Source organism: Sporosarcina jeotgali, from assembly GCF_033304595.1.
Classification (GTDB): domain Bacteria; phylum Bacillota; class Bacilli; order Bacillales_A; family Planococcaceae; genus Sporosarcina; species Sporosarcina jeotgali.
Genome location: NZ_CP116341.1, coordinates 3,178,154 through 3,197,500, shown reverse-complemented (window position 1 = coordinate 3,197,500; position 19,347 = coordinate 3,178,154). Strand labels below are relative to the sequence as shown.

The 19,347-nt window shown below is 44.4% G+C and carries 12 protein-coding genes and 2 rRNA genes (1 of these 14 running past the window's edge); 5 read left to right on the top strand and 9 right to left on the bottom strand.

The window, feature by feature from the left end; translation table 11 throughout:
• The 9 genes from PGH26_RS16125 to dnaA all read right to left on the bottom strand — a co-directional run.
• A 23S ribosomal RNA gene (locus PGH26_RS16125) occupies nt 1-2,438 on the bottom strand (it extends 494 nt beyond the left edge of the window).
• Nucleotides 2,439-2,832: 394 nt separating this feature from the next.
• Nucleotides 2,833-4,384: ribosomal RNA gene (locus PGH26_RS16120) — 16S ribosomal RNA — on the bottom strand.
• Together the 16S and 23S rRNA genes form the textbook arrangement of a ribosomal RNA operon.
• 448 nt (nt 4,385-4,832) lie before the next feature.
• The gene (locus PGH26_RS16115) at nt 4,833-5,945 is read right to left on the bottom strand and encodes an HD-GYP domain-containing protein (protein WP_323692022.1); all 1,113 of its coding nucleotides are present in this window, start codon (nt 5,943-5,945) and stop codon (nt 4,833-4,835) included.
• 111 nt (nt 5,946-6,056) lie between these two features.
• Nucleotides 6,057-8,609 carry a DNA gyrase subunit A gene (gene gyrA, locus PGH26_RS16110; RefSeq protein ID WP_323692021.1) on the bottom strand — a complete coding sequence of 851 codons (2,553 nt, stop codon included), beginning with the start codon at nt 8,607-8,609 and terminating at the stop codon, nt 6,057-6,059.
• 80 nt (nt 8,610-8,689) lie between these two features.
• Entirely contained in the window at nt 8,690-10,612 is a 1,923-nt protein-coding gene (gene gyrB / locus PGH26_RS16105; protein WP_323693551.1) for a DNA topoisomerase (ATP-hydrolyzing) subunit B, read from the bottom strand.
• A 79-nt stretch (nt 10,613-10,691) separates the two neighbouring features.
• On the bottom strand, nt 10,692-11,816 hold the full coding sequence (gene recF, locus PGH26_RS16100; protein ID WP_323692020.1) for a DNA replication/repair protein RecF: 1,125 nt from the start codon (nt 11,814-11,816) through the stop codon (nt 10,692-10,694).
• A complete protein-coding gene (gene yaaA, locus PGH26_RS16095) occupies nt 11,806-12,045 on the bottom strand; it encodes a S4 domain-containing protein YaaA (RefSeq protein ID WP_323693550.1) in 240 nt (79 codons plus the stop codon). The genes recF and yaaA overlap by 11 nt, the downstream gene beginning before the upstream one ends.
• 99 nt (nt 12,046-12,144) lie before the next feature.
• The gene (gene dnaN / locus PGH26_RS16090; protein ID WP_323692019.1) at nt 12,145-13,281 is read right to left on the bottom strand and encodes a DNA polymerase III subunit beta; all 1,137 of its coding nucleotides are present in this window, start codon (nt 13,279-13,281) and stop codon (nt 12,145-12,147) included.
• A gap of 173 nt (nt 13,282-13,454) precedes the next feature.
• On the bottom strand, nt 13,455-14,804 hold the full coding sequence (gene dnaA, locus PGH26_RS16085; RefSeq protein WP_323692018.1) for a chromosomal replication initiator protein DnaA: 1,350 nt from the start codon (nt 14,802-14,804) through the stop codon (nt 13,455-13,457).
• A 520-nt stretch (nt 14,805-15,324) separates the two neighbouring features.
• On the opposite strand from dnaA, the gene rpmH reads away from it, so the two are divergent.
• The 5 genes from rpmH (at nt 15,325) to mnmE (ending at nt 19,308) form a co-directional block, all read left to right on the top strand.
• Nucleotides 15,325-15,459, top strand: a complete 135-nt coding sequence (gene rpmH / locus PGH26_RS16080; RefSeq protein WP_025784280.1) for a 50S ribosomal protein L34 — start codon at nt 15,325-15,327, stop codon at nt 15,457-15,459.
• Nucleotides 15,460-15,539: 80 nt separating this feature from the next.
• Nucleotides 15,540-15,884 (top strand): ribonuclease P protein component, encoded by a 345-nt coding sequence (rnpA, locus tag PGH26_RS16075; protein WP_323692017.1) that lies wholly within the window; start codon nt 15,540-15,542, stop codon nt 15,882-15,884.
• 74 nt (nt 15,885-15,958) lie between these two features.
• Nucleotides 15,959-16,741 carry a membrane protein insertase YidC gene (gene yidC / locus PGH26_RS16070; RefSeq protein WP_323692016.1) on the top strand — a complete coding sequence of 261 codons (783 nt, stop codon included), beginning with the start codon at nt 15,959-15,961 and terminating at the stop codon, nt 16,739-16,741.
• Nucleotides 16,738-17,526 (top strand): RNA-binding cell elongation regulator Jag/EloR, encoded by a 789-nt coding sequence (gene jag, locus PGH26_RS16065; protein ID WP_323692015.1) that lies wholly within the window; start codon nt 16,738-16,740, stop codon nt 17,524-17,526. The genes yidC and jag overlap by 4 nt, the downstream gene beginning before the upstream one ends.
• Nucleotides 17,527-17,922: 396 nt before the next feature.
• The gene (gene mnmE, locus PGH26_RS16060) at nt 17,923-19,308 is read left to right on the top strand and encodes a tRNA uridine-5-carboxymethylaminomethyl(34) synthesis GTPase MnmE (protein ID WP_323692014.1); all 1,386 of its coding nucleotides are present in this window, start codon (nt 17,923-17,925) and stop codon (nt 19,306-19,308) included.
• Nucleotides 19,309-19,347 lie beyond the last annotated feature (39 nt).

Sequence of the window (19,347 nt, the reverse complement as noted above, 5' to 3'; positions counted from 1 at the left end):
CGGAACCACCGGATCACTAAGCCCGTCTTTCGACCCTGCTCGACTTGTAGGTCTCGCAGTCAAGCTCCCTTATGCCTTTGCACTCTGCGAATGATGTCCAACCATTCTGAGGGAACCTTTGGGCGCCTCCGTTACTCTTTAGGAGGCGACCGCCCCAGTCAAACTGTCCGCCTGACACTGTCTCCTGCCCGGATCACGGGCAAGGGTTAGAAGTCCAATACAGCCAGGGTAGTATCCCACCATTGCCTCCTCCGAAGCTAGCGCTCCGGTCTCTCAGGCTCCTACCTATCCTGTACAGGCTGCACCGGAATTCAATATCAGGCTACAGTAAAGCTCCACGGGGTCTTTCCGTCCTGTCGCGGGTAATGCGCATCTTCACGCATATTATAATTTCACCGAGTCTCTCGTTGAGACAGTGCCCAGATCGTTACGCCTTTCGTGCGGGTCGGAACTTACCCGACAAGGAATTTCGCTACCTTAGGACCGTTATAGTTACGGCCGCCGTTTACTGGGGCTTCAATTCGAAGCTTCGCTTGCGCTAACCTCTCCTCTTAACCTTCCAGCACCGGGCAGGCGTCAGCCCCTATACGTCACCTTACGGTTTTGCAGAGACCTGTGTTTTTGCTAAACAGTCGCCTGGGCCTATTCACTGCGGCTCTCTCGGGCTATACACCCTACCAGAGCACCCCTTCTCCCGAAGTTACGGGGTCATTTTGCCGAGTTCCTTAACGAGAGTTCTCTCGATCACCTTAGGATTCTCTCCTCGCCTACCTGTGTTGGTTTGCGGTACGGGTACCTCCCACCTCGTTAGAGGCTTTTCTTGGCAGTGTGAAATCAGGGACTCCAGGGTATACACCCCTTGCCATCACAGCTCAATGTTGTAGAAACGGGATTTGCCTCGTTTCACACCTCACTGCTTAGACGCGCATGACCAACAGCGCGCTCACCCTATCCTTCTGCGTCACCCCATCACTCAAACGGTGGGGAGGTAGTACAGGAATATCAACCTGTTGTCCATCGTCTACGCCTATCGGCCTCGACTTAGGTCCCGACTGACCCTGAGTGGACGAGCCTTCCTCAGGAAACCTTGGGCATTCGGTGGAAGGGATTCTCACCCTTCTTTCGCTACTCATACCGGCATTCTCACTTCCAAGCGCTCCACCAGTCCTTCCGGTCCAGCTTCAACGCCCTTGGAACGCTCTCCTACCACTGACACCAAAGGTGTCAATCCGCAGTTTCGGTGATTCGTTTAGCCCCGATACATTTTCGGCGCAGCGCCACTCGACCAGTGAGCTATTACGCACTCTTTAAATGATGGCTGCTTCTAAGCCAACATCCTGGTTGTCTGGGCAGCGCCACATCCTTTTCCACTTAACGAATACTTTGGGACCTTAACTGGCGGTCTGGGCTGTTTCCCTCTCGACTATGGACCTTATCACCCATAGTCTGACTCCCAAACATAAATCATCGGCATTCGGAGTTTGTCTGAATTCGGTAACCCGGGATGGGCCCCTAGTCCAAACAGTGCTCTACCTCCGAGATTCTAACGTTTGAGGCTAGCCCTAAAGCTATTTCGGAGAGAACCAGCTATCTCCAGGTTCGATTGGAATTTCACCGCTACCCACACCTCATCCCCGCACTTTTCAACGTACGTGGGTTCGGGCCTCCAGTAAGTGTTACCTTACCTTCACCCTGGACATGGGTAGATCACCTGGTTTCGGGTCTACGACCCCATACTCATTCGCCCTATTCAGACTCGCTTTCGCTGCGGCTCCGCATTCTCTGCTTAACCTCGCATGGAATCGTAACTCGCCGGTTCATTCTACAAAAGGCACGCCATCACCCATTAACGGGCTCTGACAACTTGTAGGCACACGGTTTCAGGATCTATTTCACTCCCCTTCCGGGGTGCTTTTCACCTTTCCCTCACGGTACTGGTTCACTATCGGTCACTAGGGAGTATTTAGCCTTGGGAGATGGTCCTCCCGGATTCCGACGGAATTTCACGTGTTCCGCCGTACTCAGGATCCACTCTGGAGGGGATGAATTTTCGGTTACGGGGCTTTTACCCACTCTGGCGGACCTTTCCAGGTCGCTTCGCCTAACTCATCCTTTTGTAACTCCGTATAGAGTGTCCTACAACCCCAGGAAGCAAGCTTCCTGGTTTGGGCTTTTCCCGTTTCGCTCGCCGCTACTCAGGGAATCGATTTTTCTTTCTCTTCCTCCGGATACTTAGATGTTTCAGTTCTCCGGGTCTGCCTCGTATTTGCTATGTATTCACAAATACGTACCATCCTATTAAAGATGGTGGGTTTCCCCATTCGGAAATCTTCGGATCACAGCTTACTTACAGCTCCCCGAAGCATATCGGTGTTAGTGCCGTCCTTCTTAGGCTCCTAGTGCCAAGGCATCCGCCGTGCGCCCTTTCTAACTTAACCAAAAAGTTAACGTTCTTCTTTCAATCAGCGATGATTGAGAAGAAAGAACACAAGAATCGCTGTTCGGCTCACTATAAATAGTGTCCGACTCGGTTGATTGTCTTGATTTGTTGCTTCAATGTTGTTTTATCCAGTTTTCAATGAACAAGTTTGAAGATATTCATCATAATCCAGCTCCGACTCCCTGATGCTCGAGATCATAAGCCAACTCGTCTACGTGGCAAAAATCGCCACTTCGTCGATCTGTCTTATGCTTGTCGCATCAAAACGGTCGTCTCCGCTTTTTGATGAACCTTCAAAACTGAACGCAAAATGTCAACGTAAGAACCAAAGGTTCTTTTCCGAATGTGCAGCTTCATCATCACGAGGATGTTCCACTGACATATATCCTTAGAAAGGAGGTGATCCAGCCGCACCTTCCGATACGGCTACCTTGTTACGACTTCACCCCAATCATCTGTCCCACCTTCGGCGGCTAGCTCCCCTAAGGGTTACCCCACCGACTTCGGGTGTTACAAACTCTCGTGGTGTGACGGGCGGTGTGTACAAGACCCGGGAACGTATTCACCGTGGCATGCTGATCCACGATTACTAGCGATTCCGGCTTCATGCAGGCGAGTTGCAGCCTACAATCCGAACTGGGAACGGTTTTCTGGGATTGGCTCCCCCTCGCGGGTTTGCAGCCCTCTGTACCGTCCATTGTAGCACGTGTGTAGCCCAGGTCATAAGGGGCATGATGATTTGACGTCATCCCCACCTTCCTCCGGTTTGTCACCGGCAGTCACCTTAGAGTGCCCAACTAAATGATGGCAACTAAGATTAAGGGTTGCGCTCGTTGCGGGACTTAACCCAACATCTCACGACACGAGCTGACGACAACCATGCACCACCTGTCACCACTGTCCCCGAAGGGAAAGACATGTCTCCATGCCGGTCAGTGGGATGTCAAGACCTGGTAAGGTTCTTCGCGTTGCTTCGAATTAAACCACATGCTCCACCGCTTGTGCGGGTCCCCGTCAATTCCTTTGAGTTTCAGCCTTGCGGCCGTACTCCCCAGGCGGAGTGCTTAATGCGTTAGCTGCAGCACTAAGGGGCGGAAACCCCCTAACACTTAGCACTCATCGTTTACGGCGTGGACTACCAGGGTATCTAATCCTGTTTGCTCCCCACGCTTTCGCGCCTCAGCGTCAGTTACAGACCAGAAAGCCGCCTTCGCCACTGGTGTTCCTCCACATCTCTACGCATTTCACCGCTACACGTGGAATTCCGCTTTCCTCTTCTGTACTCAAGTCCCCCAGTTTCCAATGACCCTCCACGGTTGAGCCGTGGGCTTTCACATCAGACTTAAAGGACCGCCTGCGCGCGCTTTACGCCCAATAATTCCGGACAACGCTTGCCACCTACGTATTACCGCGGCTGCTGGCACGTAGTTAGCCGTGGCTTTCTGACGAGGTACCGTCAAGGTACGGGCAGTTACTCCCGTACGTGTTCTTCCCTCGCAACAGAGCTTTACGATCCGAAAACCTTCTTCACTCACGCGGCATTGCTCCATCAGACTTTCGTCCATTGTGGAAGATTCCCTACTGCTGCCTCCCGTAGGAGTCTGGGCCGTGTCTCAGTCCCAGTGTGGCCGATCACCCTCTCAGGTCGGCTACGCATCGTTGCCTTGGTAGGCCATTACCCCACCAACTAGCTAATGCGCCGCGGGCCCATCCTGCAGTGACAGCCGAAACCGTCTTTCAGAGTTCCTTCATGCGAAGGAACTGATTATTCGGTATTAGCCCCGGTTTCCCGGAGTTATCCCCATCTGCAGGGCAGGTTGCCCACGTGTTACTCACCCGTCCGCCGCTAATCAAAAGGAGCAAGCTCCAATTGATTCGCTCGACTTGCATGTATTAGGCATGCCGCCAGCGTTCGTCCTGAGCCAGGATCAAACTCTCCATAAAACTGGCAGTCGATCTGCAGCACATTACGTCGTCAGCTTCACTCTCTTAGTCGGTCACGTACCATAGTACGCTCCCTTCTTCGCTCGATCGCTTCCTAGTACTGCACTACATCTCGCCAGCCAGTATGAGAATTGATTGCTCAATTCGTACTGGCATCATTTAAGATGTCTATCAGATCGATTAAGATCTGTTGTGTTCGTTCCACCGGCAGAACCGGCTTCCCAAACGATAATTCGTTGACATTTTGCTGTTCAGTTTTCAAGGTTCATAGTGTTTCGTTTGTGTGCCAAGTTGTTTTGGCAACTTTTATATAATACCATGCCTAGAATAATAGTGCAACCCCTATTTAATCTTTTTTAAAATAAAAGTTCATTACATAACCAAAAGCCTGCCATTCGATGTTTATCATCCAATGACAGACCTATTTGAAACATGTTCTTCTATTGAATTAGTTTACTACTTTCTCAATCGCAACTGAACGATTGGCGCATAAGTCTAAAATATCGTCCCTGCCTTGCAATTTAATGTTCGGCCGCAACGGCTTATTACTATTTACTGAGACTACTTCTCCTACATTACCATTTGTTAGAAGTACTTTATCTCCGACGTCCGGCATTCCTATCACTGCATACAATGCATCCAGTATAGCCGGATCAAACTTTCCGAAGTCCTCTTCCTTCATCATTTCTGCAACTTTATAAGGGGATTCTTTTGCACGATACACGCGTTCACATGTCATTGCATGAAATACATCTGCAACGGCAAGTATTTGAGATAGCTGAGAAATCTTTTCCCCCCGGTCCCCGCGAGGATATCCGCTTCCATCCATTCTTTCATGATGCTGCAATACGGCAAGCTTCATTTCTTGGCGTAACAAAGGAGAGTCTTGCATCATTTGGTAGCTGAGTATTGGATGTTTTTTTACTTCAGTAAATTCATCCTTAGTTAGAAATGCTGCCTTTTCTAACAATCCAGCATTCACCTTTGCCATCCCACAGTCTATAAGTGTCCCAGCAAGCCCTAATTGAAGCGTTGTTCCTTTTGGATAATCCAATTCGCTTGCCAGTGCTGAAGTTAACACACCGACCGATACCGCGTGATGGAATAGGTATTCTTTCCGATTCGAATACTCATTTAGCACAACGAGCATTTTTTTATGTTCCATATACGTTTCAAGTAACGGCATTATAAGCAAACGCACTTTGGCAATATCCAGTTTTACACCAGATCTCCATGACGTGAATTCCCTTTTATAATCGTTCACTGCTTTTTTATACATGGTATGCAAATCTGAAGTCCTGCTAATTTTATTTTCAAGCAGCTGCTCTATATCACTGGAGATTGTATTGGTTATTTCCTCTTCACGTTGTTCAGTTTGAACCCGATTAGCGATTCTTTCCTCAATTTTCACCCTTTTGATATTGAATAGGTCAAGCACTTCAAGATGCTCTATCTCAAGCATCGTTCCTTTACGTATGATTGGGAATGCTGTATTTGCATAAATATCTTCCACAATGATTGCCCCTGGTCGAAGTTCATTTAAATTTCTGTAGTTTTCCATTCTTAGTCACCGCATTTCTTTTTCAGATGATTGTTCTCTTCTCATCATACTCTATTCCAAACATCAAAAAAATACCGGTTTGGAATTTTATCCAAACCGGTACTGAAAATATTATTCGTCAGATTCTGTTTCTGATGAATGATCACCAGCTGCATCAGTTTTCTCATTAGTTTCTGTGTCGATAGATGGGCCATCTTCCATCATATCTTCTTCACTTTCATCCATTTCTTCTAATGTCTCTTTTTCGACCTTCGCTACAGTGGCAACAAACTCTTCGTCACCTAAACGAATTAATCGTACGCCTTGAGTACTTCGGCCGATTATAGAAATATCATGGATATCCATGCGTATTAAAATACCGTGGAGAGTGATCAGCATGAGATCTTCTGTACCATCTACAGACTTCATCGCAACCATCTTACCGTTACGTTCAGTGATGTTTAATGTCTTTAATCCAAATCCGCCGCGTGACTGCAAACGATACTCAGAAACTGGAGTTCGTTTACCGAATCCGTTTTCCGTTACCACAAGAATCTCGTCCTCTTCTTTGACGATATCCATGCCAACGACATGATCACCTTCACGTAAACGAATTCCAATCACTCCGCTTGCTGTCCGGCTTAACGGACGAATGGACTCTTCAGTGAACTGAATGAGCATACCATCCTTTGTACCGATCGCAATTGTCGTACTGCCATCCGTCAACTTCACGTTAATAAGTTCGTCTTCTTCACGCAGACGCAAGGCAATCAACCCGTTAGAACGGATGTTAGCAAACGCCATGACAGAAGTTCGTTTGACGAGACCGTCTCGGGTTGTGAAGAACAAGTATTGGTCTTCCTCAAACTTATTAATCGGAATCATCGTTGTTACTTTTTCATCTTTTTCAACATCTAATAGATTCACTAACGGCAATCCTTTAGCTGTTCTGCTAAACTCCGGAACTTCGTAACCTTTTTTCCGGAATACCCGGCCTTTGCTCGTAAAGAACAAAATCGTGTCATGAGTGGATGTATTTAACAAGTGTTCCACGAAGTCATCATTGTTTGTGCCCATTCCTTGAATTCCACGGCCGCCGCGACGCTGACTCCGGTATGTGTTTGCCGGCAAGCGTTTCACGTATCCGTGATGCGTAAGTGTTAGGACTGAGTTTTCTTCAGGAATCAGGTCTTCGTCTTCAAGCATATCCGTACCGCCAAGAGTAATTTCTGTACGGCGTTTGTCCGCAAAGCGCTGCTTAACTTCGAGCAGTTCTTCTTTAATAATCTCAATTACTTTGAGTTCATCAGCTAAAATAGCTCGTAATTCATTGATTAGCAGTACCAATTGTTGATACTCATCTTCAATTTTGTCACGTTCCAGTCCAGTCAGCCGCTGCAAACGCATATCTAATATCGCTTGTGCTTGACGATCCGATAGACTGTAGCGCTCCATTAACCCGCTTTTAGCTTCATCTGCAGTTTTTGAACCACGGATAAGTGCAATTATTTCATCGATATGATCAAGGGCAATTCTTAATCCTTCAAGAATGTGTGCACGGTCTTCTGCTTTCTTTAGTTCATATTGTGTTCTGCGTCGAATCACAACTTTTTGGTGCTCTAAATAATGATATAAAATCTCTTTCAATGCGAGGACTTTTGGTTGTCCATCAACAAGGGCAAGCATATTGATACCAAAGCTTGATTGAAGTGCAGTTTGCTTGTATAAGTTATTTAACAACACGTGGGCATTCGCATCTCTTCGTACTTCAATGACAATACGCATACCTGTACGGTCGGATTCGTCCGCGAGGTGTGTGATTCCTTCAATTTTCTTTTCCCGTACAAGGTCAGCAATTTTTTCGATCAAACGGGCTTTGTTTACTTGATAAGGCAGCTCATAGACGATAATTGTTTCTTTCCCGTTGGAAGCTTGCTCAATTTCAACTTTACCGCGTACTAACAAAGATCCCCGGCCTGTCTCATAAGCTCTGCGGATTCCGCTTCGGCCTAAGATAATTCCTCCTGTTGGGAAGTCCGGCCCAGGAATGATTTCCATTAATTCCTCTGTTGTCACTGCAGGGTTCTCTGCAAGTGCAAGAACTCCGTCAATTGTTTCACCTAAGTGATGGGGCGGAATGTTGGTTGCCATTCCTACCGCAATTCCAGATGTACCGTTGACGAGCAAGTTTGGAAAACGGCTTGGCAAGACAATAGGTTCTCTTTCTTGACCATCATAATTGTCTTTGTAATCAATGGTGTCTTTATTGATATCGCGTAAGAGTTCCATTGCAATCCTGGACATCCGTGATTCCGTATAACGCATTGCTGCTGCAGAGTCACCGTCCACAGAACCGAAATTCCCATGTCCATCTACAAGCATATAGCGATAGTTAAAGTCTTGTGCCATCCGTACCATCGTGTCGTAAACAGCTGTATCACCATGCGGGTGGTACTTACCGATAACGTCCCCTACTATACGTGCAGACTTTTTATGAGCCTTGTCTGCCGTATTTCCGAGATCCTGCATTGCATACAAAATACGACGGTGAACTGGTTTCAGTCCATCGCGCACATCAGGAAGTGCTCGTGAGACGATTACACTCATTGCGTAGTCAAGGAATGACGTCTCCATCTCTTTGCTTATATTGATTTCCTGCACACCGCGTTTTGGCAGATCTGCCATGTTGTCATACTCCTTTCAGCCTGCCCCTTATTTATGAGTAAACAAGGGGGGCTCTCCATAACAGTCAAACTGCTTGGCAATCAAGCATCTAAGTTCTTCACGTAAATTGCATTATCTTCAATGAACTTCCGTCTTGGAGCTACTTCGTCACCCATTAGCCGATTAAAAATCGCATCCGCTTCGATTGCATTTTCAAGGTGTACTTGAAGCAGCGTTCGCTGGTCAGGATTCATCGTAGTTTCCCATAGTTGTGTAGCATCCATCTCACCAAGACCCTTATAGCGGGTAATGATTGGTTTAGGTGTCGATGACAAGCGGCCCAGTATTTCCTTTAGTGCTTCTTCGTCATAACAATACTCTTCGTTCTTCCCTTGTTTGACCCGATAAAGAGGCGGTTGTGCAATATAAACATAGCCAGCTTCGATTAATGGTCTCATGAAACGGAAGAAGAAAGTTAGAAGCAATGTACGAATGTGCGCACCGTCAACGTCGGCATCGGTCATGATCACAATTTTGTGATACCGTGCCTTTTCTAAGTTGAACTCTTCGCCAATTCCTGTACCTAGTGCTGTAATCATCATACGAATTTCTTCGTTACTTAAAATTCTATCCAGACGGGCCTTTTCAACGTTCAGGATTTTACCTCGCAAAGGTAAAATTGCTTGGAAGTGACGATCACGCCCCCCTTTTGCAGACCCTCCCGCTGAGTCACCCTCAACGATATATAGTTCACTAATTGCCGGATTACGTGAAGAGCAATCAGAAAGTTTACCTGGTAAACTTGAAACTTCCAATGCAGACTTCCTGCGCGTAAATTCGCGTGCATTTTTTGCAGCAAGACGCGCACGAGCTGCCATCAAGCTTTTATCAATAACTTTTCGTGCAACTTGAGGGTTTTCCAGCATGAAGCGTTGGAACCCTTCTGAGAACAATGAATTCACAATTGTGCTCACTTCAGAGTTTCCAAGTTTCGTCTTTGTCTGCCCTTCAAACTGCGGATCCGGATGTTTAATGGAGACGATTGCTGTCAATCCTTCACGTACATCATCCCCTGTGAGGTTCTGGTCAGCTTCGCGCAATAAACCATTCTTACGTGCATAGTCGTTAATCACACGAGTCAGGGCTGTTTTATAACCAGATTCATGTGTACCGCCTTCATACGTATTAATATTATTTGCAAAGGAGAGCAAGTTATCAGCATAACCGCTGTTGTGCTGCATCGCGATTTCAACTGAAATCCCGTCCTTTTCTCCTTCAATAAAAATTGGTTCAGGATAAATCGGCTCTTTGTTTTCATTCAAATGTTCGACATATGACTTAATGCCGCCTTCATAATAATACGTATCTTTGCGTGCTTCTTCGCCGCGGTCATCTGTTATCGTAATTCGAAGACCACGATTCAGATAAGCAAGCTCTTGAAGACGGTGCGCCAAAATACCGTATTCATATACAGTTGTTTCTTGAAAAATCTCTGGATCTGCCTTGAACCGGATTGTAGTGCCTGTTTCATCGGATACACCAATCTCTTTCAATTCCTGAACTACTTTACCTTGGCTGAACTTAATCGAATACAGCTTGCCATCAAGTTTAACAAAAGCTTCTGTTTCTATAGACAAGGCATTCACGACTGAAGCTCCTACACCGTGTAATCCACCTGAAACTTTGTATCCGCCACCGCCGAATTTACCTCCGGCATGCAGCACAGTCATAATAACTTCAACTGCAGGCCGTCCAGTAGAAGCTTGTATACCTACAGGGATACCTCGACCATTGTCATCGACTCGGATCCAATCCCCTTTTTCAATCGTAACTTCGATGTGGTCACAATAACCCGCCAACGCCTCATCGATACTATTATCAACAATTTCCCAGACCAAGTGGTGAAGACCTTTTCCGCTCGTTGTCCCGATATACATACCAGGTCGTTTACGAACTGCTTCTAATCCTTCCAGCACTTGGATCTGATCGGCATTATATGCGTTTTGCAACTCTTTTTCTTCCATGGCCAAACCGTTCACCTTCCCTTTCCGAACACGCCGGCATCCCGGTCTTGTTTTTCCGGTATCTATCCATAAACAGATCTCACACGTTGTCTCGTCTTGTTACTGTGCCATCCTCGACCTCATAGATAGCGGCTTGACGAATGGTTTCGTGTTCGATTCCTGCAACGGTCGTTGTTGTGACAAACGTCTGCACTTGCCCTTGAATGGTATTCAGTAAATGTGACTGACGATAGTCGTCCAATTCACTTAACACGTCATCGAGCAGCAAAATAGGCGCTTCTCCAACTTCTTGTCTTACCAATTCAATTTCAGCTAGCTTTAGCGATAACGCTGTCGTGCGTTGTTGACCTTGAGAGCCATATGTTTGAATATCATAACCATTCACTGTAAACGTTAAATCATCACGATGCGGTCCAATCAGAGTAATCCCTCGATCCAGCTCGCGTGTTTTAACTTCCGCAAGCTTACTCATCAAGATTTCCTTCATCTCATCATCAGTTTGCCCGGGTGATAACTCTTTTAACGTACTATAAGAAACTTCCAAGTTCTCTAATCCGCGGGAAATACCGTGATGAATTGGGCCTGCCCACTTTTGCAGCAGCTCTAAAAAGTAGTATCTCTTTTTTATAATTTGCACCGCTTTGTCGACAAATTGTTCGGTATAGACGTCAAACATGACATCTTCGAATTGCCGTTTTCCACGGTTGTCTTTTAAAATCGCATTTCTCTGTTTCAAGAGTTTTTGATAATGCAGCAAGTCATGCAGATAAACCGGCGAAATTTGACCAATCTCCATATCCAGGAAACGCCTTCTGACTTGGGGGCTTCCTTTTACAAGATTGAGATCTTCAGGCGCAAACATAACAACGTTTACCTGCCCGATATACAAACTCAGCCGGTTTTGCTCTATATGATTCACACGAGCCTTTTTTCCCTTTTTGGAAATTACTAGCTCAATGGGAAGATGTCCATACTTGCGTTCCACATCACCTTCTATTTTACCATACTCCTGGCCCCAGCGGATAAGTTCACGATCATTTGACGTTCTATGCGATTTTGCCATAGCTAACACATAAATTGCTTCCATGACATTGGTCTTCCCTTGTGCGTTTTCGCCAATGAATACGTTAATGTGCGGAGAAAATGATAAATCGAGGGAGGCGTAATTTCTGTAGTCCTTTAACGCGAGGCGATCAATGTGCATCCCGAGTTCCATAGGGATCAGCGATCAGCTTATACTTACCGGCACCTGGTACCATAACGAGATCTCCATCATACAGTTTTCGGCCTCTTCGCTGTTCCTCTTCACCATTCACGTAAAGTACGTTTTCACTGAGATACCATTTTGCCATTCCTCCTGAGCTAATTACATTAGCCATTTTCAAGAGTTGACCGAGTGTTACATATTCCGTATTGAAATGGATTTCTTCCATCTGCATTCATTCCCTCATAAAGTTAGTTTGTATTTCTATTTTACCGGACTTTTGACTATAAGTAAAAAGGATAGCCGCTTTACGGCCATCCTTTTTTGTTCAATATGTGCGAACTGGCAAAATGAGTTGGAGAATAGAATCATTGTCTGTCGCTTTTAGGATGAACGGACGCATTGTTCCAGTGAAATGGACTTCGATATTTTGTCCATCAATAGCTTTCAAAGCATCCATCATATATTTAGCGCTAAACGAAATCTTCAACTCTTCGCCTGTTACTTCTTGTGCCTCTATCAATTCCTCAACTTTACCAACTTCAGGTGAGTTTGAGGAAACTTCTAACGTTTTTCCACCTTCTGCAGAAAAACGAACGATATTGTTGCGGTCTTCACGAGCAAGCAGAGATGCACGGTCAATGGCTTGGAGAAGCTGCTTGCCGTTCACCGTTACAGATGTTTTATATTCAGAAGGAATTAATCGAGATGTATCTGGATAGTTGCCCTCTAACAATCGTGAATAGAATAAAACATTCCGTGTTTTAAATAACACTTGCTGATCAGCAAAAATGATTTCGACTGGTTCTTGTGTGTCCGGAAGGATCTTGTTCAGTTCTTGCAGGCTCTTACCAGGAATCACAATGCTGAATGGCTGTTCTGGAACTTGTTCTGGGCTTGTCTTTCGACTTGCTAAACGATGACTGTCTGTTGCTACACAAACGAGTTCACCTTCTTTTAACTCCCAATGTACGCCAGTAAGTATAGGACGTGTCTCATGTTGAGAGACTGCAAATACGGTTTCACGAATTACGGACTTGATGAGGTCAGATGGCAGTGACATCCGGTGTTCATCCGAAACTTCAGGAAGTACTGGGTATTCATATGGATCAGATCCAATGAGATGGAATTCCGATTTTCCAGAACGGATATGTGTGTGCATGCCTTCCGTTACTTCAATCACAACTTCATTAGTTGGAAGTTTACGTATGATTTCACTGAAGAATTTTGCTTGAAGAACAATCATACCGCTTTCCATGACTTGAATGATCTGTTCACCATCTTGTTCTACAGGAATGGATGTACAGATTGTAATATCCGAATCACTGCCGGTCATTGTTAATCCTTTTTCAGTCACTTCGATTTTGATACCTGTGAGAATCGGAATCGTCACCTTTTGACTAATTGCTTTCATGACATCGCTCAAACCTTCGAGCAATTTGTCTCTCATGATTTCAAATTTCATAGGAATCCCTCGCTTATATAATGAATTAAAGTACTTAAAAGAATAGTAGTAATAGTAGTAGGGGCTGTGGATATGTGGAAAAGCCTTTTGAGAGAATACCAGATAAGGTTTTCCACATGTGTATAACTTGTGTGTGAACGTGCATTAGTTATTCTAGGATATCCACAGTCTCGTTAACTTCTTCCCAGCGCAGCCTTAATATCTTGAATGTCTTGTTGGAGTGATTTATCCTCTTTAACCATTTTAGATATCTTCTCATGGGCATGGATGACTGTTGAGTGATCCCGGCCTCCAAACTCCGAACCAATCTTAGGCAACGAAGCATCTGTCAATTCACGAGAAAGGTACATCGCAACTTGACGTGGAAATGCAATGGCACGAGTTCGTTTTTTAGCTGAGAAATCTTCCAAACGCACACTAAAATGCTCACCTACTGTTTTTTGAATATCTACGATCGTTACCATTCTTGGCCGCGCATTTGGAATGATATCTTTCAATGCTTCTGCAGCCAGGTCAGGCGTGATATCCATATTGACGAGTGAAGAATACGCAACAACACGAATCAGCGCGCCTTCAAGCTCGCGGATGTTCGTGTAAATTTGGTTGGCAATGTATAGCATTACTTCATTTGGGATATCAATAAGACCGTCTGCTTTTGCTTTTTTTCGAAGAATTGCAATCCGTGTTTCTAAGTCTGGCGGTGCAATATCGGTGATTAAACCCCATTCGAACCTAGATCTAAGCCGATCTTCCAATGTAGGGATCTCTTTCGGAGGTCGATCACTGGAGATAACAATTTGCTTGGACTCTTCATGCAGCGTATTAAAGGTATGGAAGAATTCTTCTTGCGTTTGTTCTTTTCCGGCAAGAAATTGAATATCATCAATTAGCAGCACATCTACGCTTCTGTATTGGTCACGAAATTCCCCTGCTTTGTTGTCACGAATCGAGTTAATGAATTCATTGGTGAACTTTTCACTCGATAGATAAACGACTTTAAGTGCAGGGTTTTGCTCCAATACATAATGTCCGATTGCATGCATAAGGTGGGTTTTTCCCAGACCGACGCCTCCATAGATGAATAGCGGATTGTATGACTTTGCAGGCGCTTCTGCAACTGCAAGTGATGCAGCGTGTGCAAAGCGATTGCCTGATCCGATAACAAACGTGTCGAATGTATATTTAGGATTCAGCATCGCAGCAGTCGTAGCAACAGGTGATTTCTCTACCTTCTTTACGACTGGTTTTGGCACAGCAAAGTCCTTTTCAGCCATATCTTCAGGAACTACAAATTGAATCAACCGGTCTTCACCAGTCAACTCAGAAAGAATTCCCGTTATTAGATGTACGTAATGACTCTCCAGCCATTCTTTAGAAAATGAATTTGGAACAGCAATTGTTACATTTTCAGATCCGTACGATAAAAGTTTTGTCGATTTCAGCCACGTTTCAAAACTGGGCCGGGAGATTTTTTCTTCTACTTTCGACAGAACTTCCTGCCAAAGGTTTTCTAAATGCTCCACAAGTGAACCTCCTTTTCGCCGAACTAAACCCGGAAGTATGTATTATACACAGTTTCCACGCTTGTGGGTAACTATTATTAAAAGTTGTTGAAAAAATTATCCACAACTTATTAACAATTGTGGATAAGGGTAGACGTATGAAATTATATACACAACAAAATCTTTCTCATTGTATCAGCAATTCTCTTTCATCGCAAGGGATTGCATGAGTTATGCACATTACGGGCAAATGTGGACAGAATTGTTATCCACAAGCAGGTATATGTGAAAAAGCTGTCGACAAATGTTGGTTTTTGAAAAAGTCAAAAAGACAAAGATGCACAGAACAGAAATTCATTTTGGGAAGAAACTGTGGATAACTGAAATGATGAAAATAGGAGGAGCAGAACTGGATCTTGGAGAAGAACTCAATCTTCCCCATAAAAACCGTTTGACATTGACACTTCAGACAGCTATACTTGTCAAGACTGTTATATGTAACATGTAATTGAGTCAGCAAAGCAGGAGGTGTCTTCTAACTATGAAACGTACATTCCAACCAAATACACGTAAACGCGCAAAAGTCCACGGCTTCCGTGCACGTATGAGCTCGAAAAACGGACGCAGAGTCCTTGCAGCCCGTCGCAGAAAAGGAAGAAAAGTTCTTTCAGCGTAAGCCACTGACACATTCAGTGGTTTTTTTTTATGCCATAGTTACATTATTACTACTACCCACGCGAGTGAAGCAGGTGCCCAATGAAAAAGAGACAGCGGATTAAAAAGAATGAAGAATTCCAACGAGTATTTAAACAAGGAAAGTCATTCGCTAACCGACAATTCGTAGTTTATGTGTGTAAAGCAGAAGATCAGCAAGAATTTAGAATCGGACTTTCTGTCGGCAAAAAGATCGGAAATGCAGTTATGCGAAATCGCATCAAGCGTTGTATACGGCAAGCATTTTTTGAGATGAAAGATGATCTTCGACAGGATCAGGATTATGTCATTATCGCCAGACATCCGGCGGCCACTTTAGATTTCCATGAAACCAAAAAGAGTTTACAGCACGTGTTGCGGATTGCACGCGTTTTAAAGAAGAAGTAGAACTGAAATTAGCGTTCGTGATACACTGACACTACGAATAACTAGAAAAAGAATGAAGGTCTGGGGGAACTATATTGAAGAAAAAGGCAGGATTGCTGTTCATGTTAACAGCAATGTCCGTTTTTTTAGCGGGCTGTTCAGATTTTAAAGAGCCAATATCTGCTGCTAGTGAAGGGTTTTGGAGCAAATATATTGTATGGCCACTCGTTTCCTTAATTGAAACGTTTAAAGAATTACTTGGCACATATGGGCTTGGTATTATTGCAGTAACGATTATTATTCGTCTCATCTTATTGCCGCTGACATTGAAGCAAACTCAAAGCTCAAAGCAAATGCAAGCGATTCAACCAAAATTGGCTGCTTTAAAAGAGAAGTACAAGTCAAAAGATGCAGTAACCCAACAGAAATATCGTGAAGAAATGCAAGCAGTCATGTCGGAAAACAAAGTCAATCCAGTAGCTGGATGTCTCCCTGTAATTGTTCAAATGCCGATATTGATTGGTTTCTATCATGCAATAAGCCGTATGAATGCAACGCCAGAAATTCCACTAGGTAAGTTCCTGGTGTTCGATTTAGCTGCTCCAAGTATTACTTTGGCTGTTTTTGCTGGGATTATGCAATTCCTCGTATTACGTACGGGACCAGCAATGGATAATCCCCAAATGAAGATTATGATGTACATCATGCCGTTTTTCATAATGATATTCGGTTCATTCTTACCAGCAGCACTAGCATTGTATTGGGTTGTCGGAAATACATTCTCGATCGTCCAAAACTTCTTCATCTATAAACCATTTAAGAAAAAAGAAGTCGTTGTTGAGCAACCTAAAGGTAAAGGGGGAACTAAGCGGAAATGAGTGAGATCAGACAGACTGGCAAGACCGTTGAAGACGCAATCACCTCTGCGTTAGAGAAATTGAATACTTTGCGGGACCAAGTCAATGTCCAAGTGATCACCGAAGGAAAAAGAGGTTTTCTCGGCTTCGGTGCAGTACTTGCCGAAGTAATCGTTAAACCTATTCCTGAAGAACCAGTTCCAAGTTTTTCATCCATTTCAGATGTAAAGGAAGAAGAACTTGTAAAAGAACAGGTGTCCGTTCAAGTTTCTGACAGCGAATTCGTTGCAGAAGAAATCGAGGAATTAGATATTCCAGAAGTAGCAGAGTCAGCTGAACCTGCTTTAACAGATGATGAAATTATTGCAGAAACGAGTGCATATATTTGTCAGATTGCTAAAGACATGGGTGTGGAAGATCTGCAAATCAGCTATGAAACACATGGGAAAGTCATTCACTTTCAATTAGAGAGTGAAAAGGCAGCATATTTGATTGGTAAAAGAGGAAGTACGCTTAATGCGCTGCAGCAATTAGCTCAATTGGTTGCGAACAAAGGTACTGGAACGTATAAGGTAGTCCGCGTAGATGTTGGTGATTACCGAATTCGTCGAGAACAAGCACTCGAGCAACTTGCAGAGCGAATGGCAGATAAAGCGATTCGAAGCGGGCAAAAGGTTCAGCTCGAACCGATGCCTTCTAACGAACGCAAAGTCTTGCATCATGCATTAGCGGATCGTCTCGACATTGAAACATACTCAGAAGGTAAAGACCCGCGTCGTTACCTAGTGATTGAACCAATTGTTTAAAAGGGCTGAAAAGCCCTTTTTTTTATGCCTTTTTTAGCCCGAATCCTCTAAAAAGAGTGTAAAACCCGTAAGTTTTGCTGCCAAAATCCTCTGAAAGTAGTCATGACAAGCTGCCAGAAAGGAAGCAGCTGTAACTTGAATCCGCGCATAAAACTTCAAAATGTCTTCGCTTAACCAGTCATAAAAAGTGACAATCTTATACAAATCACCTTTGTCCGAAAGCTGTTGTATCGACATTATAGAAGACGGTGCCACAAAGTTTTCAAGTTATCCACATTTTTTCGTTCCACATGCTAGGACAACAGAACGATTTGTGATAAAATTTACTGTTAGATAGTTACGCCTGAAAAACGGTTGTACACATGTGGATAACGAGAAATAGGAAGGTGAGTCAGCGTGCAATTTGATACAATCGCAGCAATTTCAACGCCGATGGGAGAAGGAGCAATTGCGATAGTCCGAATCAGCGGAGATGAAGCTGTTGAAATTGCGGACCGGCTGTTTCGGTCACCATCTGGGAAGCGTTTAGTAGATTCATCCTCCCACACGATACATTACGGTCATTTAGTCGATCCCTCGACGGATGAAACCGTAGAGGAGATTATGGTTTCCCTTATGAAGGCACCAAAAACATTTACTCGGGAAGACGTCATTGAACTGAATTGTCACGGCGGACTCGTTTCCGTGAATCGGGTGCTTCGTCTAGTTCTCCAGTATGGGGCGCGTTTAGCGGAGCCCGGTGAATTTACAAAACGCGCCTTTTTAAACGGACGAATTGACTTGTCTCAATCAGAAGCCGTAATGGATTTAATACGGGCAAAGACTGATCGTGCGATGAATGTTGCGCTGAACCAGATGGACGGAAAGTTATCGCGTTTAATAGGTGAATTACGTCAAGCGCTTCTTGAGACGCTTGCACAAGTTGAAGTGAATATCGATTATCCGGAGTATGATGATGTAGAAGAAATGACCATTCCACTAATGATAGAGAAGGGGAAATGGGTGCAAAGCGAAATTATTCGTCTCCTTTCAACTTCTTCACAAGGAAGAATTCTTCGCGAAGGGCTTTCGACAGTTATTATCGGACGGCCAAACGTAGGGAAATCATCCTTGCTAAATAGCCTTGTCCAGGAAAATAAAGCAATTGTAACTGACATAGCGGGGACAACTCGTGATATTATTGAAGAGTACGTGAACGTTAAAGGCGTGCCATTAAAGTTAGTCGACACAGCAGGGATTCGGGAAACGGAAGATTTAGTGGAACGAATTGGTGTAGAACGCTCTCGACAAGTCCTAAAAGAAGCAGACCTCGTGATCCTGTTGTTGAATGGTTCTGAAGCACTGTCGCCTGAAGACGAACGGCTACTTGAAACGATTCGTCCAATGGATGCAATTATTGTCGTTAACAAGACAGACCTTCCTCAGCAAATCGATATAGAGACCGTCAACCAATTGGCGAGTCAAAAGCACGTTATTACTGCATCTATCCTTCAAGATGAAGGCATAGATGAGCTGGAAGAAACCATTGCGAGCTTATTCTTTGGCGGTGGAATCGAAGCAGAAGATCCGACTTATGTTTCAAACGAGCGTCATATTGCATTGCTGCATCAAGCAAAAACGTCTATTGAAGACGCTATTCAAGCAGCAGAAGCACGTGTTCCAATCGATATGATTCAAATCGATATTACACGAACGTGGGAACTGCTCGGTGAAATTGTTGGAGATACCGTTCAAGATAGTCTCATTAACCAGCTATTCTCTCAATTTTGCCTCGGGAAATAATCAATTGAACACGTGGCTGCAGCCATGTGATTCACATAT

What these genes read in the sequence shown, in the direction of transcription:
- PGH26_RS16115 (WP_323692022.1), bottom strand. Translation starts at nt 5,945, where the DNA reads ATGGAAAACTACAGAAATTTAAATGAACTTCGACCAGGGGCAATCATT.
- gyrA (WP_323692021.1), bottom strand. Translation starts at nt 8,609, where the DNA reads ATGGCAGATCTGCCAAAACGCGGTGTGCAGGAAATCAATATAAGCAAA.
- gyrB (WP_323693551.1), bottom strand. Translation starts at nt 10,612, where the DNA reads ATGGAAGAAAAAGAGTTGCAAAACGCATATAATGCCGATCAGATCCAA.
- recF (WP_323692020.1), bottom strand. Translation starts at nt 11,816, where the DNA reads ATGCACATTGATCGCCTCGCGTTAAAGGACTACAGAAATTACGCCTCC.
- yaaA (WP_323693550.1), bottom strand. Translation starts at nt 12,045, where the DNA reads ATGGAAGAAATCCATTTCAATACGGAATATGTAACACTCGGTCAACTC.
- dnaN (WP_323692019.1), bottom strand. Translation starts at nt 13,281, where the DNA reads ATGAAATTTGAAATCATGAGAGACAAATTGCTCGAAGGTTTGAGCGAT.
- rpmH (WP_025784280.1), top strand. Translation starts at nt 15,325, where the DNA reads ATGAAACGTACATTCCAACCAAATACACGTAAACGCGCAAAAGTCCAC.
- rnpA (WP_323692017.1), top strand. Translation starts at nt 15,540, where the DNA reads ATGAAAAAGAGACAGCGGATTAAAAAGAATGAAGAATTCCAACGAGTA.
- jag (WP_323692015.1), top strand. Translation starts at nt 16,738, where the DNA reads ATGAGTGAGATCAGACAGACTGGCAAGACCGTTGAAGACGCAATCACC.